This window comes from Paenibacillus sp. Soil750 (assembly GCF_001428045.1).
Classification (GTDB): Bacteria; Bacillota; Bacilli; order Paenibacillales; family NBRC-103111; genus Paenibacillus_E; species Paenibacillus_E allorhizoplanae.
Genome location: NZ_LMSD01000016.1, coordinates 40,978 through 65,750, shown reverse-complemented (window position 1 = coordinate 65,750; position 24,773 = coordinate 40,978). Strand labels below are relative to the sequence as shown.

Here is a 24,773-nt window from a genome sequence, read left to right as displayed (position 1 = left end):
AAGGGATCCACGCGTTCCCATCTCGAACACGACCGTTAAGCCTTCCAGCGTCGATGGTACTTGAACCGCAGGGTTCTGGGAGAGTAGAACGTTGCCAAACAACTGAGAGAGCCTTACTTGGAGAAATCCATGTAGGGCTTTTTTTGCATTTTTCTTCATGCAGGAAGCGCTATTAAACCCAAATTAGCTGTAAATTAATACAGCTAATTCAGTTAATGACATTTTTCAAGCTAATTCTTTAGCTTAACTCGGTTACTGTATATAACAGGACGTATCCTTACTCGATATTTTCACTAAACCAGCTTTACGATAAGGTTGGAAACGAAACAACATCCACAACCGCGGGAGAAGCATCCAACAGTGGAAGATCGTCAGGTGGATCAACCAAGTACCAGGGATCCAAGGATACAAGATGAGGATCAAGGCAAGTCCAATGCAGAAAAGGTGAAGCTGCACTTTGGTAACAAGACGTACGGATGCATTGCCTTCAGGTAAGAAGCCGGACCAGAAGATGCCAAAGCGGTAGGACCAACCGCGCATGGCCATTCCAATGGTGAAGTGGAAATATGTGCGTATGAGCAGGGTGTGGAAGATGAGCACCAGTGGGTAGCTCACTAGTAGTGGAAGCCAATGAGATGGATCAAATTTGTACAAGACTATTAGAATAAGGGACGCATAATAGAGAACTATTTTATATATAGAATGATAAAATCGCCTCATTAACGTGTAGCTGTAAATCGTAGATTGTTTGGATAAATTGGATTCTTGTTTGATTGACATAAGAGACCTCCGCGCTGCGGTAACGTGTTATGAAGGTATTATCGGCATCTCCCTGCCAAAATATGAGTATTTAGCTAGTTTAGGAGAATCGAGATTCGGACATACTAGTTATAAAAGATCGTGGGGTGATCATATGGAGGAGAATCGGTTTGGACTGTGTATGATTTGTGAACAACAGCGGGTTGGCGGCATTCATATTGTGACGGCGTTCATATGTGATGAATGTAGTAAGGAGATCGTCAAAACGAGCGTTTCTGACCAGAAATATCCGTTTTTTGTGAATCAGATGAAGAAGGCATTTTACATGGGAAATTCGAGGCAGTATATGAATTAAGAGGAGAAGCTTCTTTATAGAAGCTTTTTTTTGTTTTTTTATTGGTAATCCACTACTATAGAAGGGTAAATTGAAAATTGAAAGCTATTGTAGCGGGGGGAGTTTGATCTGTTTGTGCAGCGAACGTTTACATAAGGCTCGAGCCCCTCTTTATGAGGCTATGGTTGCCCATCATGCTACGAGGTCCGTTAGCCTGCATGTGCCAGGTCATAAATCAGGCCAAGGGCTGCTGGAAGAAGGAACAAGCTTTCTACAATCGATCATGTCTATTGATTATACAGAAATAACGGGATTGGATGATTTACATAATCCGGAAGGCGTTATTAGGGAGGCAGAACAGCTCGCGGCAGCATGTTTTGGCGCGGAGGAGACGTATTTTCTCGTTGGAGGGAGTACGGTTGGTAATTTAGCTATGATCGGAGCTGTTTGTCAGAGGGATGACCTCATTCTTGTTCAAAGAAATGTACATAAATCAGTCATTCATGGGCTGATGCTCGCGGGTGCTCAAGCTATATTCTTAGCGCCAGAGGTCGATCAAGAAACAGGTGTAGCAACAGGTCTACATTTGGAAGTTGTTAAACAAGCGATGGAGCAGTATCCAACTGCGAGGGCGTTATTTATAACGAATCCGAATTATTATGGTATCGGAAGGGATTTGAAGTCTTTTGCAGAGCTGATGCATGAGAAAGGAAAGCTTCTGCTAGTGGATGAAGCGCATGGTGCGCATTTCGGCTTCCACGAAGAGGTGCCCGCATCAGCCTTGTCCCAAGGCGCTGACGCCGTGGTACAGTCGACACATAAGATGTTAACCGCTATGACCATGGGGGCTATGCTGCATGTACAGGGGCCAAGGATCAACCGGAAAGCCATCCAACAATTGTTGGCGATGCTGCAAAGCTCAAGCCCATCCTATCCAATCATGGCGTCTTTAGACTTAGCGAGGAAGCGAATGCATACGGAAGGGCATGCGTGGTTGGAACAAGGACTTCATATTATGAAAGAATTCAGAGAAAAGTTAGAGGCGTTGCCATGTTTCCATGTCTATCCACGGGGAAATCAACAGGCGATCGGCGCGGGAGTCGTCGAAACAACAGATCCTTTTAAAATTGCTATATATGACCCTACTCATAGCATCTCTGGAGCCGAGCTCAAAGAACGTTTAGAGGCCGAGGGCTGTTATATTGAGATGACTGATGGCTATCTAGTTTTACTAGTATTTACCCCTGCTAACTCAAGGGAGGATATGTTGCGTGTAGTCCAAGTTTTAAGCAACATTTGTTTGGACATCATGAACCGTAAGCAGGAACTTCAGGCGCCTATCTCGAATATAATTAAATTACCCACCTACGCACCCATCTCCTCACCAATAAGGTTTGACCATCGTGTCTTGTTTCAAGGGACAACTCAAATGGTTAATATAGAGGAAGCGATTGGGAAGCGTTCAGGTGAGATGGTCATTCCTTATCCGCCAGGTATTCCTTATTTATATCCAGGTGAAGTAATAACGGCTTCTGTAGCTGAGGCACTCGTATTTTTGGCTAGACAGGGGATCAGGTTCCAAGGAACCTATTTTGGACAGACGCACAAATTAACTATATACACAGATCACGAAGAGACTTCGTGAGGCAGTATGCAGGAGGAACATGTGAACGGAATATTCATAACGTTTGAAGGGCCAGATGGCTCCGGAAAAACAACACAGCTCAAAAAGATAGCGCAGGAGCTACAAAAGTTAGGACATGACGTACTTGTTACAAGAGAACCGGGTGGCACTGCAATTAGTGATAAAATCCGCAGTATTATTCTCGATCCTGTGAATGGGGAGATGGTGGATCAAGCAGAAGTATTGCTTTATGCAGCATCGCGTGCGCAACATGTTCATGAGCGTATCCTTCCAGCGCTGAAAGCTGGTCGAATTGTGCTTTGCGATCGATTTATTGATGCTAGTGTAGCCTACCAATCTTATGGGCTTGGTGTAGATATCGAGATGGTGAAGAATATTTCGAAATATGCGAGCTCAGGGCTACAGGCAACTAGGACTTATATGATGGACGTTCCCGTTGAAGTGAGTTTGGAGCGGTTAAATCAGCGAGCAGGTGCTACCGAGTTTACACAACAGTTGGATCGCATTGAGCAGAAAAATGTCGAATATCACAGCAGAGTACGAGCGGGCTTCCACCAAATTGCAGCCGATCATCCTGAACGAGTCATCATGATTGATGCTAATCGAGATGTAGAACGCATAGCCGCGGATATATGGCAGGATTGCAAACAGTTGCTTGAGGAACATATTTCCGTCTAAAGCGGAAAACCAATTCTTAGTTTATAATATAAGGAGGCATCACCTATGAAACTAGTCGTAGCCGTTGTTCAGGATAAAGACAGTAACCGTCTCTCTAACGCTTTAATTAAGGAAGGGTTTAGAGCCACGAAGTTGGCAAGTACCGGTGGGTTTTTGCGTGCGGGGAATACAACCTTTATGATTGGTACGGAAGATGATCGTGTGCAAGAGGTGATGCAGGTGATTCGAGCAAATTGTAAAATACGCGAACAGTTGGTGACACCTGTTTCTCCAATGGGAGGAACGACGGATTCGTACATTCCATTTCCAGTGGAAGTGCAAGTGGGTGGAGCGGCAGTTTTCGTATTGCCAGTCGAACGATTCGAGCATTTCTAAATATAATCAGCTCTACACAAGGATGGATGCGTCTTGAAAATCAACCCGGGGCTGCAGCCCATCGGTAAGAATATTAAAGTTGGTGAGAATGTTCCTCCGCCGCAGATGGCTCCGCGCAATTTCTCTGATATCATGCAGCAGCACGATGAGAAGTATACGCAGGAACAGTTGACCAAAATGGTACAGCAAATTACACTTCAAGGCGACCGCTTGTCGAGAGGCATGACAGTTAGAGAGCTTCTGCAATATAAGCTGCTCATTCGTCAGTTTCTCGAAGAAACGGCTCGTCGAGGTGTTAACTTAAGAGATACGAAGGGCTGGGATCGTCGCGGTCGTTCGAAGCGATATAAGCTTTTGGAAGCAATCGATCAAGAGCTCCTCTTGTTAGCCGATGAATTATTGGAGAATGAGCAGGGGCGGATCGAAATTTTGCATAGAATCGGAGAAATCCGAGGTATGTTGATCAACTTGTTATTTTAAAAATATAAGTGTGTAATGGGGCGAAAATAAATGTCCTTCCAAGCTATACCGGGACAAGCAGCAGCCAAACGGCTGCTGCAGAACGGACTACGTCAAGACAGGCTGTCGCATGCGTATATTTTTAGTGGTCCTGTTGGGACAGGGCGTTCCGAAATGGCAGTCGCGCTCGCCAAAGCGATCTATTGTCAGAATGGGACAGATGATGCATGCGGTGAATGCCTGGAATGCCGTAAGGTCGAACATGGCAATCATCCAGATCTCCATATGGTGGCTCCTGAAGGCGCTTCAATTAAGATTGAGCAGATTAGGGAGTTGCAGAAAGAGTTCGCCTACAGAGCAACAGCGTCCGGAACGAAAATATATGTTCTGTACCATGCAGAGAAAATGACGGTGCAGGCTGCGAATAGTTTATTGAAATTTCTAGAGGAACCGAACTCTCGTGTAGTCGCGATTCTGATCACCGAGAACGGAAATGCGCTGTTACCTACGATTCAATCGCGGGCACAGTGGATCCAATTTACACCAATGGCACGTGAACAGATGGTGCTTACATTGCTGGAAGAAGGACTTCCAGCGGCATTGGTACAACCTGCAGCGCATGTAACAGCAGGTTTGCAAGCGGCGAGAGATTTAATTGCAGCAAATTGGTTTGCAGAAATGAGAACCGTAATGTTACAATTAGCGAAGGAGACGCTCACACGTTTCCCTACTTCCATGATTACCGTACAACAGCGGATTGTGAAAACAGAACTTGCGGATCATGTTTCGGCTTTGTTCGACTTATTGATCCTCTGGTTTAAAGATATGGTGCAGTTGCGCCTTGAGCGCAGAGATAAGCTTGTATATAATGACCAGCTAGACTGGATGAGCTCCCTCGCGTTAAGTCGAGATGTCTCGGTCTGGGTGCGTATGATGGAGCAAGCCGTAGATTTACAAAAGCGACTGCGTTCCAATGCCAATTCTCAGCTGGTTATAGAGAAAATGCTCGTGGAGATGCAGGGGGTGTAAGATGTACTCAGTGGTTGGCGTCCGCTTCAAGAAGGCGGGTAAAATATATTATTTTGATCCCATTGATTTACCGATCGAGAAAGAAAGTGCCGTTATAGTTGAGACCGCACGCGGTGTAGAATACGGCAAGGTCGTAGTGGGCAAAAAGATCGTCAAAGAAAACGATGTGGTTCTGCCACTCAAAAAAGTCATTCGCATTGCGGATGATACGGATGCTGATCTGGTTGAAGAGAATAAAAAAGCAGCCAAGGACGCTTTCCAAACGTGTCATGATAAAATAAAAGACCACAGTCTTAAGATGAAGCTAGTGGACGTAGAGTATACCTTCGACCGAAATAAAATTATTTTTTATTTTACAGCTGAAGGACGCGTCGATTTCCGTGAGCTTGTGAAGGATTTGGCGAGTATTTTTCGGACAAGAATCGAGCTCCGACAAATTGGTGTGCGTGATGAAGCGAAGATGTTGGGTGGCATAGGTCCGTGTGGGCGAATTCTATGTTGTTCTTCCTTCTTAGGTGATTTCGAGCCAGTCTCCATTAAGATGGCGAAAGATCAGAATCTGTCCTTGAATCCGACCAAGATATCAGGGTTATGCGGAAGATTAATGTGTTGCTTGAAATATGAACATGATAACTATGAAAGTGCCAAAGATTCGTTGCCGACGGTTGGCCGATTAGTGATTACTTCTTTTGGCAGTGGCAAAGTATTGGGACTTAATATTAAAGAACGTACGGCAAAAGTTCAATTGTTTGATCTTGGGAAAGCGCTAGATCTACCATTCGATGATGTTGTTGAACAAGAGTAGAAGATCGAGGATCCAAGGAGGCGCTGGCCAGTAAGCATGCATGGCACTAGAGGTGAAAGCGTGGATAAACAAGATATTTTTGGACAAATAGATGGGATCGAAGAACGAATGGGTACCACGTATGCGGAATTAGGTGCCTTGAAGAAACGGATTATTACCCTCATCGAAGAAAATAAGAGATTAAGCATAGAGAATCAGCAGCTGCGTAAGCTCATTCGCCAAGAGGAAACGGTGGTTGAGGAGCCGACGAGAGATACTGCTGAGGAACCGGTACAGCTACCAGGAGCCGGATATGATAATTTAACCCGCTTATACAATGAAGGATTTCATATTTGCAATGTGTATTATGGACACCTTCGGACCGAGGGAGATTGTTTGTTTTGCTTATCCTTTTTAAATAAATAAGACGTTTGGCCGTAGGGGTGTATCCCTTACGGTTTTTTTCCATAATAAGCAACAAAGAGAAAGGAAAGACGTATGAAGCAAGTTTCGTTACTACCGACTGAACGAATTGATGATTTATTGACATATGATTTGAAAATTATCCAAAGTGATGAAGTGTTCAGCTTCTCGATGGATGCAGTACTCCTAGGGAGGTTCAGCAGTGTTCCGCCCAAGGGGCGAATCGTAGACTTATGCACTGGTAATGGTGTGGTGCCCCTGTTGCTGTCAACAAGGACACGTGCGGAGATCTGGGGCGTTGAGATCCAGGAACGTTTGGCGGATATGGCTGTGCGCAATGCGGAGATTAACGATCTATCGGAACGGCTGCATATGGTGCAGGGCGATTTGAAAACAATTCACAAAACCTTGGGACACGGACAATTTGATGCCGTCACGGTGAATCCTCCCTATCTGCCTGTGCCCAACGGGGAGCAGAATAGTAATGCGCATTTTGCGGCGGCGCGTCACGAGATTCATTGCACGCTGGAGGATGTGATTGCGGCAAGTGCTAAGCTTGTCAAAGCAGGCGGTAAAGTGGCCATGGTACACCGGGCTACGCGGCTGGTGGACATCGTTTGTCTCATGAGGCAGTACCGTATCGAACCGAAACGAATCCGTTATGTCCATGCACGTGCTGGAGAAGAAGCGATGATGGTGCTAATCGAAGGGATGAAGGATGGTAAGCCAGAAATTCGCACCCTGCCACCTCTGATCGTATACACAGAGAAGGAAGAATACTGCCAAGAGCTGAAAGACATCTACTATGGTGGACGGAGCGCTCTGGAGTTCTCGTAGATAGGATAACTGTACGATTAATATAAAGTGATGAGGGATTGAACTGTGAGTGTAACGATACAGAAAAGCTACCGCGAGGATGCTAGCGGTGTAGGCACACTATACCTGGTTGCCACACCGATCGGCAACCTTGAAGATATGACCTTCCGCGCGATCCGCACGCTGAAGGAAGTAAGCATGATTGCCGCGGAAGACACGCGGCAAACGCGCAAGCTGCTGACCCATTTCGAAGTCGCTACGCGACTGGTCAGCTATCACGAACACAACAAGCAAGCAAGCGGCCCGGAGCTGGTCCGCTTGCTGCTTGAAGGGCAGAGCATCGCGCTAGTCAGCGATGCTGGCTTGCCGGCCATTTCCGACCCAGGTTATGACCTGGTGCGGATGGCCGTAGACGAGGGCGTGCCGGTGGTGCCCATCCCCGGCGCTAATGCGGCCCTATCGGCGCTGATTGCATCAGGGTTGCCGACAGAGAGATTTGCCTTCGTCGGATTTCTCCCTCGGGAGAAAAAGGATCAGACGAAGTTGCTTGAAGGGCTGCAGCATGTGCAAGACACATTGCTGTTCTATGAATCGCCGCACCGCGTGGAGAAAACACTTCTGCGCATGGCGGAAGTGTGGGGGGCGGAGCGCAGGGTTTGCCTCGCCCGCGAGCTGACGAAGCGGTTCGAGGAGTTCCTGCGCGGCACAATCGCAGAGTGCCTCGCGCACTTGGAGCAGTACCCGCCTCAGGGCGAGTACTGCATTATCGCCGAAGGCGCATCCGACGCGGCCGTGCAGATTGCTGCTGACGGCTGGTGGGAGGCGAAGTCGCTCGGCGAGCATGTCGCCCACTATGAGGAGCGCGGAATCGATCGCAAGGATGCGCTGAAGCTGGTTGCAACGGATCGCGGATTATCGAAGCGTGATGTATACAATGCGCTACTGGAGCGTTAAGGTGCCAAGCTAAACATAGAAAAGGAAAAGGCCCCTTAAGGGGCCGATTCATCTACCCTATATAGGATCATAATATCGTTGAGTCACTTCTAGATGACAGTCTTCTATCTTCTAAGGTCTATACAAAAAAAGATCTCTAACCCGTGGCCGAAGCCAACAAAGTTAGAGATGAAAGGAGATATGAAAAAGGTTAGAATTACCAATGGGATAAGTGCTACTTCTATTATATACTACTTTTCTTATTTTGTCACAGGTGTTGGCATTTCTGATAAACAAATATGACAAACAATTTTTCCTTTGAAGTACGATACATTCTCCGCATTGCCACAGAAGATACAAGCTGGCTCATATTTCTTCAGCATGATGCGCTCACCGTCTACATATATTTCCAAAGCGTCTTTCTCGCCAATACCCAACGTGCGGCGCAGCTCGATAGGAATAACAACGCGTCCTAGTTCGTCCACTTTTCTAACGATTCCTGTAGATTTCATCATATATATAAAACCCCTTTCGATTTTATCAATTTTTTATCAATATCGTCATGTTTCGACATTTGCTTATGACTTATGATACCAACGATTCCCAAAATAGTCAACCATATTTTCACTGAAAACGAGTAGTTTCATGTCTATTTTGATTAATTATGTAAAGCGGTAAAAAACGTTGATGGCGCTATCTACAAGGGGTTGTAAGGATTATATTACGAACTTTTCAAAGGCCTATTTCATAAGAGGTACTGGAAAATCAGCGATTAAGTACTGAATAAATTGGAATTTGATATTCGACAATAATCGACATGACAAAAGGTTTCATGTCGAAAATGTCGAAAGTATTTAACTATATAAAGGGAGGTTCAAGCTGTATGAATGAAGAGAAGGTGTTTAAAGATCCCGTTCACAAATACATTTATGTGCAAGACGATACGATTTGGGATTTGATTAATACCCGTGAGTTTCAACGATTGCGCCGTATTCGTCAATTAGGCACGTCCTATTTAACTTTTCATGGTGCTGAGCATAGCCGCTTCTCCCACTCGCTTGGTGTCTATGAAATTACGCGAAAAATTATTTCGCAATTCGAACGCAATCACTATGAGGATTGGCCGAAGGAAGAGCGTTTGCTATGTTTATGCGCCGCATTGCTGCATGATTTGGGACATGGTCCTTTTTCACACTCGATTGAGAAAGCTTTCGGTACAAAGCACGAGGACTGGTCCTGCCGCATCGTGTTAGGGGATACTGAGGTGAACGAAGTACTGAGTCGTGTTTCACCTGATTTTCCGAAGAAGGTGGCAGGTGTCATTTGTAAATCATATAATGAAGAGATTGTCGTCAGCCTGGTTTCCAGTCAATTGGATGCGGACCGTATGGATTATTTGCTGCGCGATGCTTACTTTACCGGTGTGAACTATGGCACATTCGATCTGGAGCGCATTCTTCGTGTGATTAGGCCTTATAAAGGGCATATTGTTGTCAAAGAGAGCGGTATGCATGCTGTTGAGGATTATCTAATGTCTCGCTATCAAATGTACTGGCAGGTCTATTTTCATCCAGTTACGAGAAGCGCAGAAATTCTTCTGCACAAGGTATTTGCACGTGCGAAGCAATTGTATGAGGAAGGCTATACATTTGGATTTATGGTTGAGCCGATTCTTCATCTCATTCAGAATCAAATTTCCTTAGAGGATTATTTGCTACTGGATGAGTCTGTCATGCAAACGATGCTGACCTTTTGGAGTCAAGAGAAGGATGGTATGCTGGCGGATATGTGCAAACGATTCTTGGACCGTAAATTGTACAAGTACAGTACCTTCGATGGAGATCAGGGGGAGCTTATTCAGCGTATGGAAAAAGTGATGAGAGAAGTAGGTTTCGATCCGACGTACTATATGGAGATCGATTTCCCTTCGAATCAATCCTATGACGTGTACAGAGCTGGTGAAAACGATGATAATTTGCCAATCCTCTTAATAGATCATAAGGAGACGTTAACTGAGATAACTCATCGGTCCGAAATTGTACAGTCGATTAGTGGCTTCCAGATGGGGAAGCATCATGTGTACTATCCTGAAGAGTTTCTTGAGCGGTTGAACGCTGAAGAATATCCGGATGTTTGGGAGATGTTGGGGGAGCAAGAATAAGCAGGTATAAGAAGCTATAAGCAAAATGATGGAACATCATTCATATTCAGTTACATAAGGGAGAACAGACATGCTAACGGATTCACACACACATTTAAATGCTGAGCAATTCAAAGATGATCAAGATGAAGTCATTCAACGGGCGTTAGAGGCCGGCGTTACGAGAATTGTGAATGTCGGCTTTAATCGAGAAACGATTCCTAGCTCAATCGAGCTAGCTGAGAAATATGATTTTATTTATTCGACGGTTGGCTGGCACCCTGTAGATGCGATAGATATGATGCCTGGCGATTTGGAATGGATTGAGTCCTTGTGTCAGCATGAGAAGGTGGTCGCGATCGGGGAGATTGGTCTGGATTATTACTGGGACAAGTCGCCCAAGGATGTTCAGCAACGAGTCTTTCGGGAGCAAATTCGGCTTGCGCGTAAGTTGGGGATGCCAATTGTGATTCATAATCGGGATGCACATCAAGACATTCTAACGATTCTCAAAGAAGAGAAGGCGGCGGAGGTCGGGGGTATCATGCATTGTTTCTCAGGCAGTTGGGAGACAGCGAAGCAGTGTCTGGATATGAATTTCCATATTTCCTTTGGAGGCCCTGTTACATTCAAAAATGCAGTGCAGCCGAAAGAGGTGCTGGCGCAGGTACCGCTTGATCGATTATTGATCGAAACGGATGCGCCATACTTAACGCCACATCCTTTCCGCGGTAAGCGCAATGAGACCGGTTACGTTCGCTTGGTGGCCGAGACTGCCGCGGAAATTCGAGGGATGACGTTGGAAGAGATAGCTGAAATTACAACCAACAATGCGATTCGGTTACTCGGCCTCAAGTAAGGCGTTTTTCTTGAACTTCCGGCGTAAAACAACGCCGCATGCGAAAGATATAAAGGCAAGACTGAGTAAGGGGACTACGATATATAGGATGGGGGTTCCCATCATAAATGGAATCGTTAGGATAACAAGCTCTAGCAAGAGGGTTAGCCAGATGATAAAGGCTAGGGAACCTGCTCTTGCTTGAGGCTCCAAAGGGTACATATGGAGCCAAAATGTATATCGATGTGCACGCTCCAATGAAGTAAGCTGAACCATAGAGATCACTAGTGCGATGAGTAGAATGACGCTTCGTGCAGTCGTGGAGTCTGCAACAGCTATGGCTAAGATGCCGATCACAGTCAGACGGAGAACAATGGCGAACATCTCGGTGCGCAGCAATGTCTTCATATATAAGTAGAGAAACGCCGAATCCTGTCGAAATGGAATCGTTCGGGTAATCCCGCTGATCCAACCTCGGCGGGTTATTCGCGTTGGTAATTGAGGTACATCCACGAACCAGTTGAAGAAGGCGTAGAGTCTCGCTTGCTGCTGTTTCTCTTTGGCGATCAGATAGTCCCATCCAATCACATATTTACCCACGTATCGGAATGCAATGAGCCAAATGAATACAAGAAGTATGGCAGCTAGGCTTGCCCATAAACTGCTATAGTAAAATTGGACCGTGACTAAGGCGAGGGATGCCACCCATCGGTAACAAACAGATACGAATCGGGTTCGTTCGGCGGCAAATCTTCCTTCCTGCCAACTTGCTAATAGGTTCGCTACTTTTAATAGAAGTAATAGAGCGAAAATGAGAAGAAATGGCTGCGCTTCGGTACCTAGACAGTGCTTATATAGGGGTGTTACTGCGACCCAACCGAGAAATAACCAAACGCCTTGAAGTGATAGGCTATACAGAAAGCTACTTCGGAAGTAGGCGCCCATTTCATGTTCAATCCGCAATAGAAACATTCGATCCGCACTGCGAGTCAGCGTTCGAATGGAGCTTGAAGCGACGAGTGGAACGAGCACAAGTAACACGATCCATAGATACGGATAATCTGTCGGAAGACGCTGTAATGTTTTTGCATAATAATAGGAAGAAACGATGACAAGAAACAACAAGAAGCCGATAAAGTTACTGCGTGCGGCATACTGCCAATATCCCATGGATTCCTTCCAATAATGTTGAAAACGCTGCTTCCATAATGCATGTGTGTTAAATGCAGGTGTACTATCCGTTAAGTGACTCATGCCATGTCTCCTTGAACGAGCTTGTAGAAGATGTCGTCTAATGACGCCTGAGGCAGAGCCGTCTGGGCGCGTAATTCGACTAAATCTCCCTGAGCCACCATGTGACCTTTGTGGAGAACGACATAAGCATCGCAATATTTTTCAATTGTAGACAAAATGTGTGAGGAAATGAGAAAGGATGCACCTTTCTTCTTCATTTGAACCATGAGATCAAGCAAGGAACGAATCGCTAATGGATCGAGTCCGAGAAAGGGTTCATCGATGATATATAAAGAGGGTTCGATTAGGAAGGCATTCATGATCATGACCTTCTGTTTCATCCCTTTAGATAAATGACTTGCGAAGCTATTGAGCTTGTCTTTCATTTGAAACTGCTCTAATAAAGATCGAGAACGGGTTTCATAATCCGCTTTAGAAATACCGTAAGCCATCGCTGTTAGCTCGAGGTGTTCACGAATCGTAAGCTCTTCGTATAACTCCGGACTTTCAGGTACATATGCGTATGTCGCTCGGTAAGGCAATGGATTTTCGGCTAGTGTTAAACCGTTAATGCGAATGGACCCTTTTTGTGGTTGAAGCAGCCCGAGAATATTTTTGATGGTGGTACTTTTCCCTGCACCATTGAGTCCGATTAGCCCCATCATTTCACCTTGACGGATCGAGAAGGTAAGGTCATGGAGAACAGGTTTGTTGGGTAAATAACCACCGAATAAAGCGTTTACTTGCAAGATGGGACCCATCTCAATTGCCTCCCTAAATAGCAAATTTTTGGTATTTTTCAATCAAATACTTCCAGAATCATTATAAACAAATTTGCATTTATAGCCTAGTTTTGACCATTATACACTGAAAAATCGCGTATACGTACGTTAAAGTTAGACACATGTAGATATAAGTGGGTTATATATGAAAAATAATCGAAATTTAAGCGATTTAGCCCTTTTTAACGGGTGTTAATCCCTTTACAGGTTGAGATTAACAGCGTAATATACTTTTCATAATAACTTAATATCCAATTTGCCAATTTTCCATTCGCTGAGTTCCAAATGTGGGAACGGGGGAACCACTGCAAACTTAATGAGCATTCCAATGCGGTTAAGTAAGCAGAGAGTAACAGGGGTGAATCATAGACGTCAAACAAGCAGTTTGCGTCTACGTAGGGCGACTCTCACGTCCGAATCCGTCAGCTAACCTCGTAAGCGTAAGAGAGGTAACGATTGTCGTGCGTGCTATTTGTATTTCATTATGCAAACTAAGCCAGCGAGAAGAGTCCTCTTCTTGCTGGCTTTTTGTCCTCATTTAGGGTTATACACAGATCATAAGACATAAAACAACCCGGAATTCATAGGATGATGAATAGGTAAAAGGGGGGGACGACCAGATTCAGCGGAGTAACTTGCTGATGATGGCGAGCGTTAAGTTAAACTAAAAACCTTAGTCGCGTCAAATTAATCATGCTGTAACCTGGCGGCGAGGCTTTGAAGGAGGACCGAAGAAGTGGGCAGTATCTCAATTAGCGAGACCCATGTAAAACGATCATCCAGCATGTCCTTCGCATTGCGATGGAAGCATGAAAACTTGCGTTTGATTTTAAGCCTAGCTATAATCTCAATCGCAATGACTTTCATGTTTTTGGTGTTGTTGTACGGAACGGCTACCAAGAGCGTATCCGTGGTTGTTAATGGACAAGAAACTATTGTGCACACGAAGCAATGGGTCCTGCAACGCCTACTGGATGAACAAGCCATAACGATTGGTGAGCACGATGAAATTTCAGCTTCACTCACGACCAAGCTCAAGGGTGGAGACAAAATTGTTATCGAGCATGCCTCACCGATTCAATTGACTGCTGATGGAAAGACCACCACTGTTTACACAACTGCAAGAACGGTAGAAAGTGCATTGCAACGTTTAAATATTGCACTTGGGGAGAACGATCGTATTTCTCCCGAACCGACGTCCGCTCTTACCACAGGCGATGAAATCAAGATCGTCCGTGTGAAAAAAGAGACGGAGGAAGTCTCTGAACCGATCGCATTCGAGACAGAGAAAAAGAATGACGCATCTTTACTTAAAGGGAAAGAGCAAGTGGTCCAAGAAGGTAAAGAAGGCGTATTGGTCAAGAAGAAAGAAAAGACTTTCGAGGACGGTGTTTTAGTCGCGGAAGCAGTTGTGGGTGAAGAAGTACAAACAGAAAGTGTTAAGAAAGTAGTATCCATAGGCACGAAAAATCCTGTGGTTGTTCTCTCCGCCTCTTCACCGAGTGTGGATGAGGTCTCCAAGAATGGTGTGACCTTCGGCTACAAGCAAATTCTCAAAAACGTGAAGCTTACTGCTTACTCAGCGGACGCTGCGTCGACAGGCAAAACCGAGGGCTCCTCTGGGTATGGTAAAACCTACACAGGTACTACCGTGACGGAAGGGCGTACAATTGCCGTCGATCCGAAGGTTATTCCGCTTGGTTGGTGGGTGTACATTGAAGGGATTGGTTTCCGTCGTGCTGAGGATATTGGCAGCGGCGTGAAAGGCCAAATGATCGATGTATACTATGAAGATCACGGATATGCAAATAAATTCGGCACGAAGCAAGGGTACACTGTGTATGTGGTTGGCCCTACAAAACCGTCCCAAAACTAACGTGTAAACGGTAGTTTCGACGGGAACACTACTAAATACACGTAGCTTGGCATCTGCCTGCGCGAAAGAAGAGGAGACCCCTCTTCTTTTTCTGCGTACTGGGGAAGGAAAACGGTGATGATAAAAGAAATGATCGTTGTGGAAGGTAAGGACGATACAGCTGCGATCAAACGGGCTGTGCAGGCGGATACAATTGAAACAGGCGGCTCCGCCATCGGACAAGCCGTACTCAAGCGAATTGCACTGGCTCAGCAGCGCCGAGGCGTCATTATATTCACGGATCCGGATCACGCAGGGGAACGGATTCGCAAAATTGTGGCAGCCAAAGTTCCTGGCTGCAAGCATGCCTTCATTACGCAGGAGCAAGCGGCGTATAAGGGCGACATCGGTGTCGAGAACGCAACGCCGGACACGATTCGTCAGGCGCTTCAGAGCCTGCGGACAGAGTATAATGCAGTGGTCTCGCAGCTGACGATGGAGGATCTGATCGCTGCCGGTCTCATCGTGCATCCGGATGCCGCAGCTCGCCGCTTGGCCGTAGGCAATGCGCTGGGCATTGGATATTGCAATGGCAAGCAATTTTATAAACGCTGCGCAATGTTTCAGATTTCACGAGAGGAATTTGAGGCTGCGCTCGAACATTTGAATCAGTAGAATCCCTAGAGTCACTAGAACCCTATAGATACGAGGTCTATACTATGAATATAACCGGACAAGAGGTTGTTGTAACAGCAGAAGATGTAGCAACACCAAGTAAAACAAAACAAATTATTAAGAAAAATGGTCTCGTGCTGAAAAAAAGCTTGGGCCAGAACTTCTTGATTGATCAAAATATATTGAGCAAAATCGTTCTGGCTGCTGAGCTAGGGCCTACAAAGGCTGCACTCGAGATCGGCCCCGGCATCGGCGCGCTCACACAGCAGCTAGCCAAGCTCGCTGGCCGCGTGCTGGCCGTCGAGATCGATCAGCGTCTGCTGCCCATCCTGGAAGAGACGCTGGCTCCCTACCCCCATGCCACTGTCGTTCATGGGGATATCTTGAAGACTAACCTACCGGAGCTGTTCCGGCAGCATTTCGAAGGCATGGAAGGCGTCAGCGTTGTCGCCAACCTGCCTTACTACATCACGACACCGATCATCATGAAGCTTCTCGAAGAGAAGCTTCCCCTGGAGAATATCGTCGTGATGATTCAAAAAGAAGTGGCCGACCGCATGGCCGCCAAGCCCGGCACCAAGGATTACGGCAGCCTTAGCATTGCCGTGCAGTTCTACTGTGAGCCGGAGCTCGTCACGATCGTGCCTCGCACCGTCTTCGTGCCGCAGCCGAACGTCGATTCCGCTGTTATCCGGCTGCGTGTGCGTCAAGTGCCGCCTGTTGAAGTGGCGGACGTGGACTTCTTCTTCGCTGTCGTCCAAGCGTCCTTCGTTCAGCGTCGCAAAACCCTTTATAACAACCTCGCGGCGAGGTTCTTTACCAAAGAGAACAAGCCTGAACTGGAAGCGTTGCTGCACGGCATTCAGATCGAGCCTTCACGACGGGGAGAAACACTTAGCATGGAAGAGTTCGCACGCTTGTCAACGGCGCTTCGTGCGCACGGCTGCAAATAACCCGCACCAAATGCCTAGTCTCGCCATAGGATACCCTTAGGAGGGGATTTGTGCGATGAGGCAAGGAGATTTTGTTACCCGTATTTCCTATGGCGGCGACGTCGTGTTTAAAATTGAACGAATTGAGCATCTCAAGGCCATTCTGAGGGGTGTCGATTTTCGGTTACTTGCAGATGCGCCGCTCACGGATCTGACGAAAACGAATCCTAAGGAGACCTTAGATCATCCACGGTCAAGCTCGCCTGAATTTCGTGAGTCACTGCGTCGACTGGCGGTGTCCCAAGTGCAATTGCAGGAAAAGAATCAGATAGCCGTCAACCATAAACAAAAATCACAACCGGCTCATAACAGTTATTTTGAAGTGCCGGGAAGAGTTCTTCACTTGGATGGCGATCCGAGTTATCTGCGAAAAAGTATGCAGCTCTACGGCGAATTGCGCGTACCAGCAGAAGGGTTCTTCATTCCTGAGGCACAAATGGCGGAAGCGCTGCAAAGATTGCTTCCTCAATATAAACCGGACATTGTTGTCATTACGGGTCATGATGGTATTTTGAAAAATCGGCAAAGCGTGAGCCCGAGCAATCTGTCGAGCTATAAGAATTCCCAAAACTTTGTGAATGCGGTGCGAGTGGCTAGACAATTTGAGAGGAATCGGGATTCCTTAATTATTGTGGCGGGTGCTTGTCAGTCGCATTTTGAAGCGTTATTACGGGCTGGGGCTAACTTCGCAAGTTCTCCTGCACGAATACTTATTCATGCCTTAGACCCTTTGTGCATCGCTGCTAAGCTGTCCTATACCCCAACAAGAGAAACGATTTCGATGTTGGATATTATGGATTTAACGGTGACAGGCCTGGAGGGGCTGGGTGGGGTTGAGACGCGCGGTAGCTATCGGATGGGTGTTCCTGGTATTCAGCACACCGAAGAGTCTGTGTAGCTAGATTAGGCGTCTCTAGAAGACGGAATAGGGCAGTAGTCATTTTAAGCCATGAAAGCCTATCTGAATCGTGTGATTCATAGAAACACTTTTTGTTATGAACTCCGTGTGGGTGATGACAGGAAGTGTTCTTTTTTTTGTCCTCATCAGGCAGTTGTTCCTTTGGTATTTGCTCTATGTTCGTATGTTCAAGGGAAGAAGTTTCTCCTTAACTGGAAAAGTGTGAATAATTTGCGAACATTGGTGACAACCTGAAGGGAGGAGAAATCGAAAAACCTATAAAAATGCCGTTGACAACGGGAATAGGGTGCTGATATAATATTTGCCCTCATTTGACATGAGGGGGTGAATGGGTTATAATTGACTAGGAAAGAGGTGGTAGTTGACAATGGCAAAAAATGCGCTATTGGAAATCAAACGCAGTTTGGAGCCCCATGTTGGGCAGAAGATCATGTTGAGAGCGAATGGTGGCCGTCGTAAGACTGTCGAGCGTTCCGGTGTTTTAGAAGAAACCTACCCTTCTGTGTTTATTGTGAAATTAGATCAAGAATCCCATGCCTTCAAACGAGTGTCATACAGCTACGCCGATATCCTCACCGAGTCCGTCGAAGTTACTGTATGCAACGATGATGGTCAGGTTCGCATCACTTACATACAGCATTAGCTTAATAGCGTTCCGATATTGAACAGGCCTTTGTGGCCTGTTTTTGCTTTGTATCTATCCTAACTATCAGGGCATACTATTCGAAATCGTCATCAATCACTGCTTATGATGGTTGCAGCGTTCATTGTGCGCAAATGATAAGGAGGATTTGGTATGAGTCGAAGAAGAAGTGTGATGTCTGAGAGTTTTAAATATGAGTTAGCGAAGGATCTTGGTTTCTACGATGTCGTACAGCGAGAAGGCTGGTCAGGGATTCGCACGAAGGATGCAGGGAATATGGTGAAGCGGGCGATTCAAATTGCACAGGAGCATTTGGCCAAACAATACGTTTCGGCTCCGACCAACGCGCACACCCCCTCGTCTAACTATCGTCAGACGACCGCTAGTCAGCCGCCATTTAACGGACAGGGATATACAAACTATTCACCGTCATATAACAGTCAACATCAGCAACAAATGGGCACAGCGAATTATCCGCCGGCTGGCTACCAGCAATCTAATCAGCAGTCCGGACAAGGCACGCAACGTCCGTATTACAGCTAAAGCAAATGCTTTAGCTTTTTTTTTATGCTTTTGTTATAATATCGGGGTGGCTAACGAGCAAAAGAAGGTGATCGGATGAAGATTTTTGAGAAAGCACCGGCTAAAATTAATTTGTCTCTTGATGTTTTACATAAAAGGCCAGACGGCTACCATGAAGTTGAGATGGTTATGACGATGGTGGATTTGGCTGATCGGATCGAAATGCAGGAGATGGCACGTGACACGATTATCATATCGAGTCAGGCGGGGTATATTCCGCTCGATGAGAAGAATCTAGCCTTTCAGGCTGCACGTCTCATTAAAGACCGCTACGACGTCAAACAGGGCGTCTATATTCACTTGGACAAGCGGATACCTGTGGCTGCAGGTTTAGCGGGCGGGAGCAGCGACGCGGCTGCAACATTGCGAGGGCTCAACCGTCTCTGGAACTTGAATATCCCAAATGAGGAGCTTCAAGTGCTAGGCGCAGAGCTTGGCTCGGATGTGCCTTTCTGTGTGACAGGAGGAACAGCTCTTGCAACAGGGCGTGGCGAGAAGTTGGAACATATCTCAGCACCACCTCAGTGCTGGGTTGTCCTAGCGAAGCCGCCTATTAATGTGTCGACCTCAGAGATCTACGGAAAGCTGAACGCGCGAGAGATCAAGCATCATCCTTCCACGTCTGGTGTATTAAGTGCGATACGGGACAAGCAGTTCGATCGTTTGTGCGACAATCTAGGGAATGTACTGGAGGAAGTGACGCTGGATCTGTATCCAGAGGTCAGACATCTGAAGGAGTGCATGCAGCGCTTAGGGGCAGACGGTGTGTTGATGTCGGGCAGCGGGCCAACCGTTTTTGGTCTTGTTTCCAAGGAAGCGAAAGTGCCACGCATCTATAACGGGTTGCGAGGCTTTTGTAAGGATGTTTACGCTGTGCGCATGCTGACCTAAAGAAGCTTGTTGGAGCCCCGCGATGGGGCTCTTTTGCATCTAAAGGGGTATAATGGTAAGGATGGATCATGAATCTTAATTGATGTCAGATGCATGTTAAGTTTATGTTAACATATTTTTCATGGTTCGCTTGAACAAATACGTATAAAAGTGGTATATTTTCATTATAATATTCGGATTTTGGGGGGTAGTGCGATGAAAAAGTTGAAAAGGAGCGCTAGGCTGGTAGAAATGACACAATATTTGTTATTTCGCCCCCACTCGTTAATCCCTTTAACGACTTTTGCCGAGCGTTACAACTCCGCGAAATCTTCCATAAGCGAAGATCTTGCCATCATCAAGGAAGTTTTTGAAGAAGAAGGATTGGGCGAACTGAATACGCTGGCCGGAGCAGCCGGAGGCGTGAAGTTTTCACCGAAGGTACCCAAAGAAATATCACTGAAGTTTATCCAGAACCTATGTTTGCAACTTCAACAACCAGAACGGATTCTCCCGGGTGGCTATTTGTATATGTCAGATATAATGGGACAACCCCAGTATTTGAACGAAATTGGCAAAACCTTTGCATCCGCTTTCGCAGGTCGCGATGTGGACGTAATTATGACCGTTGAAACCAAAGGGATACCGCTTGCTTATGCAACGGCTACCTATATGAATTTGCCTGTTGTTATCGTACGTAGAGACAGCCGGGTGACGGAAGGTTCAGCCGTTAGCATTAACTATGTGTCGGGCTCCAACAAAAGGATCCAGACGATGTCACTTGCACGGCGTGCACTGAAGGAAGAATCCAAGGTACTGATCATCGATGACTTCATGCATGTTGGCGGAACGATTCATGGCATGATGGACCTGCTAGCCGAGTTTAAAGCAACTGTACAAGGTGTTGGTGTATTCATGGAATCCTGCGAGGCCGAGGAGCAGTTGGTGGATAACTATGTGTCACTAGCTCGGTTATATGGCGTAGACTCCAAAACGAAACAAATTACGGTAGAGCCTGGCAACTATTTTGATTCCAAATAAAGGAGATTTATACAGATGGAATTCATTTCAACATCAGCAGCACCTGCTGCGATCGGACCTTACTCACAAGCGGTTAAACTGGGTAACCTGTTGTTTACTTCCGGACAAATCCCGCTAGGCTTAGATGGACAAATCGTAGAAGGCGGCATTAAGGAACAGGCTGTTCAAGTTTTCGAAAATTTGAAAGGCGTGCTTGAAGCAGCAGGCTCATCGTTCGGGCAAGTTGTGAAAGCGACTGTCTTCTTGAAGGATATGAACCAATTCGGCGAGCTGAATGAGATCTACGCTAGCTACTTCGGAGATCATAAACCTGCTAGATCTACCGTAGAAGTTGCGAGATTACCTCGTGATGTTTTTGTCGAAATTGAACTAATTGCTGTGATTCCTGTCGAAATTTAACAGAAACATTAAGAACACATTAAATTATCAAAAATTTCAAAAAAATAAGAAGGAATTTGCATGGAGATGTTGAATATATCACCCAAGTCTCAGAGATGGAAAAAGGTGGTGAACACAAGTGCAAATTACAGATGTAAGACTCCGCCGGGTAAACTCCGAGGGGAGGATGAAGGCGATTGCTTCTATTACCATTGATAACGAGTTCGTCGTACACGACATTCGTGTCATCGATGGCAATAACGGAATGTTCGTTGCTATGCCGAGCAAGCGAACACCTGACGGTGAATTCCGCGATATCGCTCATCCGATTTCGTCCACGACTCGTGAGAAAATTCAAGCAGCAGTACTCGCTGAATATGATCGCGCGGCTGTAGAAGAGGAAGTTATTGAAGAAGGCGCATAATTCAGATTATTGAGAGAGCCCTTGGGGCTCTCTTTTCTTTTGGCAGGTAATGATGCTATATTGGGGGAAGAACTCATTGTTTTAGAGATAAGCATTAGAGATATAAAGAGAAATCATGAATTCATAATAAAGGAGTTGGATATTCGTTGAAGCTCATGGCAATTGTGTTAGCTGCAGGACAAGGGAAACGAATGAAATCAAAGCTATACAAGGTGCTTCATCCGGTCGTTGGTAAACCGATGGTGGGTCACGTTGTGGATACGCTGCAACATATAGAAGTAACGCAAACCGTGGTGGTGGTTGGATTTGGTGCGGAAGCCGTAAAAGGCTACTTAGGCGATCGTGCTCAGTATGCACTGCAAGAGCAACAGTTAGGAACGGGTCATGCCGTGCTCCAGGCCAAGGATCTGCTTGGTGAGGAAGAGGGAATGACGGTTGTCATTTGCGGGGATACGCCACTTATTACAGCAGCTACGCTGCAAGAGACGATCGAACTGCACCAACAATCTGGCGCAGCAGCGACGATTTTGACTGCAAAGCTAGGTGAGCCGCAAGGCTACGGACGAATTATTCGTGGAGAAGACGGACGCGTCGCGCGGATCGTTGAGCAGAAGGATTGCACAGCAGAGGAAGCGGCTGTTCAGGAGATTAACACGGGTACGTACATTTTTGATAATCGCAAAATGTTCAATGCACTGGCGTCTGTTACGAACAAGAATGTACAGAATGAGTACTATTTGACCGATGTTATTGGGATTATGACAAGCGCAGGCGAAGTCGTTCAAGGCTATTGCATGGCAGATCCGGCTGAATCGATTGGTGTTAACGATCGTGTGGCATTGTCCGAAGCGGAGCAATTGTTTAAAGCTCGGATTAATCGCCAGCATATGTTGAATGGGGTTACGATTATTGATCCACTCAATACGTATATCGAGAAGGATGTTTTGATTGGCGCGGATACGGTTCTGCTGCCAGGTACGATTTTGCGCGGAAACACGCAGATTGGTGAGCTTTGTACGATTGGACCGCAAACTGAAATCATCGATTCCACGATTCAGGACGAAGTAACAATTAAGCAATCCGTTCTTCAAGGGGCATTTGTAGATAGTGAAACATCAGTTGGCCCATTTGCTTATTTAAGACCTGGCGCTAAGCTTGGCAAGCAAGTGAAGGTTGGCGATTTTGTAGAGATTAAGAATGCTACACTGGGTGAAGGAACAAAGGTTTCTCATCTGAGCTATGTTGGTGACGCTGTAGTCGGGACGAATGTGAACATTGGTTGTGGTGCTATTACGGTGAACTATGACGGGTTTAATAAAAACGTAACCGAAATCGGGAACGATGCGTTCATTGGCAGCAATGTCAATTTGATTGCGCCTGTGAAAATTGGGGACGGTGCGTTTGTCGTTGCTGGGGCTACAATTACACATGATGTGAATGAAGGCGATTTGGCTATCGCTCGTGTGCGGCAAGAGAATAAGACAGGTTACGCTGAGAAAATTAAAGCTCGGATGAAGGCGAAGAAAGAGAATAAAGGTCGTTGATGGACTGTGCGTTCCTCCTATACGACGGAGTAATTGAGCAATAGGAATGGAACCTCTTGAGGCGGGGTACGCTAGAAATGAAGTGTTGCCCACTCAGCCTGGTTTACGTGGAAGCGTCCAGGCTGAGCAAGACCGATAGAGGTTTTTTTTCATAGGCTAGTCCATGGAAAAGCAACCGAATTCGGGTATGCCCCTTCAATGAAAGCGCTTAATATCCAGGGCGCGAAACAAAAATATGCTTCTTTCTGCTATAAAAGATACGATTAATCTTAACGAAATGACGGTTGTACATTTCAACAAAGCCTATATCCTTGTGCAGATTTTGATAGTATACTTGGACGGGTACGTCCGCATCGATATGATCTTGAAAATGATCATCTTCTGTAAGCTGTTGTCCATGAAGATACATCGTTCTTTTATCACCTACAGCTTTTATGGGATGGATAACATTAGGTAACAGGTATATTGTAAACAATAACCTTTAGAAGCGGGTTCCGCAAAGGTTTTTTAGTTTATCGCTAGTTGAAATAGAAAGTTTTCGTTTTTACTTTCTAGTCAACCTGGACAAACACGCTCGTCCCTCGAAAGACGGCGTATTCGTTTATCTATGGGGGGATTTTGAAAATTATGAAATGTTTTATCGGACTGGGAAATCCGGGAAAGCAGTATGAGCTGAATCGGCACAATGTCGGGTTCATGGCGATTGATCGCTTTGCCGCCAAGTGGGGGATTACCTCTTTTCAGAATAAAGGAAAAGGGCTGCTCGCAGAAGGTAATGTGAACGGGACGAAGGTGTATTTGCTGAAACCAATGACGTACATGAACCTTTCAGGTGAATCCATGCGTGCCTTCCTTGATTTCTATAAAGCGAAATTGGAAGACGTCGTGATTGTTTATGATGATATGGACACATCCTTCGGTCAAATTCGTCTTCGTTATCAAGGGAGCCCAGGTGGACATAACGGTATTAAGTCCATTATTCAGCATGGAGGCACACAGATCTTCAATCGGATTCGGATTGGTGTGAATCGCCCGGCTCCAGGCTATAACATTGCGGATTATGTACTGTCTAACTTTTCCAAAGATGAAATGAAGTCCATTAACGACGTGCTGGATTTAACCTGTGATGCAATGGAGTTTAGCTTAGGCGAGTCCTTCGAGAAGACGATGGCTAAGTTTAACAAATAATCTCAATACATGAACTTGCTGTATATATGATGATATGTAAGCTCCCCATTCGAAAATGACAATGGCAGATTCGGCTAATTATTCCGAAGAATGGTCATACTAGGATGTAATCGAATTGTCGAAGGAGGCATACATATGATCAAGTATATTTGCAGGCATTGTCATACCTTTGTCGGGGAAATTAATCAGCGTGCGATTACCGAGCAGCAGTTAGGCTTCCATTTCTTGACCCCTGATGAGCGTAGAGATATAATATCGTATAATACGAACGGAGATGTTACGGTTAGGGTCGTTTGCGACTACTGTCATGAGGCATTAGAAGCGAACCCAGAATTATCCCTGCTAGCCAGTCCGTTGCAATAATTTATGATGAAGATAAAGAGTTAATAGCCGAGGCAAGTGTGCCGAGGCTTCTTTTTGTGAGGGGAGTGTAC

General features: G+C 45.9%; 29 protein-coding genes, 1 rRNA gene, 1 pseudogene and 1 riboswitch. Of the genes and pseudogenes, 26 read left to right on the top strand and 5 right to left on the bottom strand.

Annotated features, from left to right (window positions below):
- Positions 1 to 100: ribosomal RNA gene (gene rrf, locus ASL11_RS18815) — 5S ribosomal RNA — on the top strand; the annotation flags it as partial.
- Between the two features lie 152 nt (positions 101 to 252).
- On the opposite strand, the gene ASL11_RS18810 is transcribed toward rrf, so the two are convergent.
- Complete coding sequence (locus ASL11_RS18810) at positions 253 to 780, bottom strand: hypothetical protein (RefSeq protein ID WP_056618049.1); 528 nt, start codon at positions 778 to 780, stop codon at positions 253 to 255.
- A gap of 133 nt (positions 781 to 913) precedes the next feature.
- Between ASL11_RS18810 and ASL11_RS18805 the strand changes: the two genes are divergently transcribed.
- The 10 genes from ASL11_RS18805 (at position 914) to rsmI (ending at position 8,256) form a co-directional block, all read left to right on the top strand.
- Positions 914 to 1,114: a sigma factor G inhibitor Gin gene (locus ASL11_RS18805; protein WP_056618046.1), complete on the top strand. Its 201-nt coding sequence runs from the start codon at positions 914 to 916 to the stop codon at positions 1,112 to 1,114.
- Positions 1,115 to 1,226: 112 nt separating this feature from the next.
- The gene (locus tag ASL11_RS18800) at positions 1,227 to 2,738 is read left to right on the top strand and encodes an aminotransferase class I/II-fold pyridoxal phosphate-dependent enzyme (RefSeq protein WP_235550512.1); all 1,512 of its coding nucleotides are present in this window, start codon (positions 1,227 to 1,229) and stop codon (positions 2,736 to 2,738) included.
- Positions 2,739 to 2,759: 21 nt separating this feature from the next.
- A complete protein-coding gene (gene tmk / locus ASL11_RS18795; protein ID WP_157256972.1) occupies positions 2,760 to 3,416 on the top strand; it encodes a dTMP kinase in 657 nt (218 codons plus the stop codon).
- A gap of 45 nt (positions 3,417 to 3,461) precedes the next feature.
- Positions 3,462 to 3,791 carry a cyclic-di-AMP receptor gene (locus ASL11_RS18790; RefSeq protein WP_056618038.1) on the top strand — a complete coding sequence of 110 codons (330 nt, stop codon included), beginning with the start codon at positions 3,462 to 3,464 and terminating at the stop codon, positions 3,789 to 3,791.
- Between the two features lie 33 nt (positions 3,792 to 3,824).
- The gene (locus ASL11_RS18785) at positions 3,825 to 4,271 is read left to right on the top strand and encodes a YaaR family protein (protein ID WP_056618035.1); all 447 of its coding nucleotides are present in this window, start codon (positions 3,825 to 3,827) and stop codon (positions 4,269 to 4,271) included.
- 30 nt (positions 4,272 to 4,301) lie between these two features.
- On the top strand, positions 4,302 to 5,279 hold the full coding sequence (holB, locus tag ASL11_RS18780) for a DNA polymerase III subunit delta' (protein ID WP_056618030.1): 978 nt from the start codon (positions 4,302 to 4,304) through the stop codon (positions 5,277 to 5,279).
- Between the two features lies 1 nt (position 5,280).
- Positions 5,281 to 6,084 carry a PSP1 domain-containing protein gene (locus tag ASL11_RS18775; protein ID WP_056618027.1) on the top strand — a complete coding sequence of 268 codons (804 nt, stop codon included), beginning with the start codon at positions 5,281 to 5,283 and terminating at the stop codon, positions 6,082 to 6,084.
- A gap of 60 nt (positions 6,085 to 6,144) precedes the next feature.
- Entirely contained in the window at positions 6,145 to 6,489 is a 345-nt protein-coding gene (yabA, locus tag ASL11_RS18770) for a DNA replication initiation control protein YabA (protein WP_056618062.1), read from the top strand.
- A 72-nt stretch (positions 6,490 to 6,561) separates the two neighbouring features.
- Positions 6,562 to 7,323, top strand: a complete 762-nt coding sequence (locus ASL11_RS18765) for a tRNA1(Val) (adenine(37)-N6)-methyltransferase (RefSeq protein ID WP_056618025.1) — start codon at positions 6,562 to 6,564, stop codon at positions 7,321 to 7,323.
- 45 nt (positions 7,324 to 7,368) lie between these two features.
- Positions 7,369 to 8,256, top strand: a complete 888-nt coding sequence (gene rsmI / locus ASL11_RS18760) for a 16S rRNA (cytidine(1402)-2'-O)-methyltransferase (protein WP_056618022.1) — start codon at positions 7,369 to 7,371, stop codon at positions 8,254 to 8,256.
- Positions 8,257 to 8,495: 239 nt separating this feature from the next.
- Here the strand turns inward: rsmI and ASL11_RS18755 are convergent, their stop codons facing one another.
- Entirely contained in the window at positions 8,496 to 8,750 is a 255-nt protein-coding gene (locus ASL11_RS18755; RefSeq protein WP_028609554.1) for an AbrB/MazE/SpoVT family DNA-binding domain-containing protein, read from the bottom strand.
- A gap of 368 nt (positions 8,751 to 9,118) precedes the next feature.
- On the opposite strand from ASL11_RS18755, the gene ASL11_RS18750 reads away from it, so the two are divergent.
- The gene (locus ASL11_RS18750; protein WP_056618019.1) at positions 9,119 to 10,396 is read left to right on the top strand and encodes an HD domain-containing protein; all 1,278 of its coding nucleotides are present in this window, start codon (positions 9,119 to 9,121) and stop codon (positions 10,394 to 10,396) included.
- A 70-nt stretch (positions 10,397 to 10,466) separates the two neighbouring features.
- The gene (locus tag ASL11_RS18745) at positions 10,467 to 11,234 is read left to right on the top strand and encodes a TatD family hydrolase (RefSeq protein ID WP_056618017.1); all 768 of its coding nucleotides are present in this window, start codon (positions 10,467 to 10,469) and stop codon (positions 11,232 to 11,234) included.
- On the opposite strand, the gene ASL11_RS18740 is transcribed toward ASL11_RS18745, so the two are convergent.
- Positions 11,217 to 12,467 carry an ABC transporter permease gene (locus tag ASL11_RS18740; protein WP_056618014.1) on the bottom strand — a complete coding sequence of 417 codons (1,251 nt, stop codon included), beginning with the start codon at positions 12,465 to 12,467 and terminating at the stop codon, positions 11,217 to 11,219. The two genes, ASL11_RS18745 and ASL11_RS18740, sit on opposite strands and share 18 nt — an antisense overlap.
- Positions 12,464 to 13,207, bottom strand: a complete 744-nt coding sequence (locus ASL11_RS18735) for an ABC transporter ATP-binding protein (protein WP_056618012.1) — start codon at positions 13,205 to 13,207, stop codon at positions 12,464 to 12,466. The genes ASL11_RS18740 and ASL11_RS18735 overlap by 4 nt, the downstream gene beginning before the upstream one ends.
- Positions 13,208 to 13,490: 283 nt before the next feature.
- Positions 13,491 to 13,684, top strand: a riboswitch (cyclic di-AMP (ydaO/yuaA leader).
- Positions 13,685 to 13,964: 280 nt separating this feature from the next.
- Between ASL11_RS18735 and ASL11_RS18730 the strand changes: the two genes are divergently transcribed.
- The 11 genes and pseudogenes from ASL11_RS18730 to glmU all read left to right on the top strand — a co-directional run bounded on the left by ASL11_RS18730 (position 13,965) and on the right by glmU (position 23,151).
- Positions 13,965 to 15,104 (top strand): 3D domain-containing protein, encoded by a 1,140-nt coding sequence (locus ASL11_RS18730; protein ID WP_056618009.1) that lies wholly within the window; start codon positions 13,965 to 13,967, stop codon positions 15,102 to 15,104.
- 117 nt (positions 15,105 to 15,221) lie between these two features.
- Complete coding sequence (gene rnmV / locus ASL11_RS18725) at positions 15,222 to 15,758, top strand: ribonuclease M5 (protein ID WP_056618007.1); 537 nt, start codon at positions 15,222 to 15,224, stop codon at positions 15,756 to 15,758.
- A 44-nt stretch (positions 15,759 to 15,802) separates the two neighbouring features.
- The gene (gene rsmA / locus ASL11_RS18720) at positions 15,803 to 16,711 is read left to right on the top strand and encodes a 16S rRNA (adenine(1518)-N(6)/adenine(1519)-N(6))-dimethyltransferase RsmA (protein WP_056618004.1); all 909 of its coding nucleotides are present in this window, start codon (positions 15,803 to 15,805) and stop codon (positions 16,709 to 16,711) included.
- 55 nt (positions 16,712 to 16,766) lie between these two features.
- On the top strand, positions 16,767 to 17,648 hold the full coding sequence (gene yabG, locus ASL11_RS18715; protein WP_056618001.1) for a sporulation peptidase YabG: 882 nt from the start codon (positions 16,767 to 16,769) through the stop codon (positions 17,646 to 17,648).
- Between the two features lie 388 nt (positions 17,649 to 18,036).
- Positions 18,037 to 18,312, top strand: coding sequence for a biofilm formation stimulator Veg (veg, locus tag ASL11_RS18710; RefSeq protein WP_028557365.1), 276 nt, complete (start codon positions 18,037 to 18,039; stop codon positions 18,310 to 18,312).
- A 153-nt stretch (positions 18,313 to 18,465) separates the two neighbouring features.
- A pseudogene (locus tag ASL11_RS36555) lies at positions 18,466 to 18,636 on the top strand (small, acid-soluble spore protein, alpha/beta type); the annotation flags it as partial.
- Positions 18,637 to 18,930: 294 nt separating this feature from the next.
- Positions 18,931 to 19,785: a 4-(cytidine 5'-diphospho)-2-C-methyl-D-erythritol kinase gene (ispE, locus tag ASL11_RS18700; protein WP_056617998.1), complete on the top strand. Its 855-nt coding sequence runs from the start codon at positions 18,931 to 18,933 to the stop codon at positions 19,783 to 19,785.
- Positions 19,786 to 19,980: 195 nt separating this feature from the next.
- Entirely contained in the window at positions 19,981 to 20,805 is an 825-nt protein-coding gene (gene purR, locus ASL11_RS18695; protein WP_056617995.1) for a pur operon repressor, read from the top strand.
- Between the two features lie 15 nt (positions 20,806 to 20,820).
- The gene (locus ASL11_RS18690; protein WP_056617992.1) at positions 20,821 to 21,204 is read left to right on the top strand and encodes a RidA family protein; all 384 of its coding nucleotides are present in this window, start codon (positions 20,821 to 20,823) and stop codon (positions 21,202 to 21,204) included.
- A 118-nt stretch (positions 21,205 to 21,322) separates the two neighbouring features.
- Positions 21,323 to 21,607, top strand: coding sequence for a septation regulator SpoVG (gene spoVG, locus ASL11_RS18685; protein WP_028557369.1), 285 nt, complete (start codon positions 21,323 to 21,325; stop codon positions 21,605 to 21,607).
- 146 nt (positions 21,608 to 21,753) lie between these two features.
- Positions 21,754 to 23,151: a bifunctional UDP-N-acetylglucosamine diphosphorylase/glucosamine-1-phosphate N-acetyltransferase GlmU gene (glmU, locus tag ASL11_RS18680; protein ID WP_056617989.1), complete on the top strand. Its 1,398-nt coding sequence runs from the start codon at positions 21,754 to 21,756 to the stop codon at positions 23,149 to 23,151.
- Positions 23,152 to 23,359: 208 nt separating this feature from the next.
- Here glmU and ASL11_RS18675 read toward each other — a convergent pair whose 3' ends face one another.
- Positions 23,360 to 23,560, bottom strand: a complete 201-nt coding sequence (locus ASL11_RS18675) for a hypothetical protein (protein WP_056617986.1) — start codon at positions 23,558 to 23,560, stop codon at positions 23,360 to 23,362.
- A gap of 218 nt (positions 23,561 to 23,778) precedes the next feature.
- Between ASL11_RS18675 and pth the strand changes: the two genes are divergently transcribed.
- Both pth and ASL11_RS18665 read left to right on the top strand, forming a co-directional pair.
- On the top strand, positions 23,779 to 24,339 hold the full coding sequence (gene pth / locus ASL11_RS18670; RefSeq protein WP_056617983.1) for an aminoacyl-tRNA hydrolase: 561 nt from the start codon (positions 23,779 to 23,781) through the stop codon (positions 24,337 to 24,339).
- Between the two features lie 135 nt (positions 24,340 to 24,474).
- On the top strand, positions 24,475 to 24,702 hold the full coding sequence (locus ASL11_RS18665) for an anti-sigma-F factor Fin family protein (RefSeq protein WP_056617980.1): 228 nt from the start codon (positions 24,475 to 24,477) through the stop codon (positions 24,700 to 24,702).
- The last annotated feature ends 71 nt before the right edge of the window (positions 24,703 to 24,773 follow it).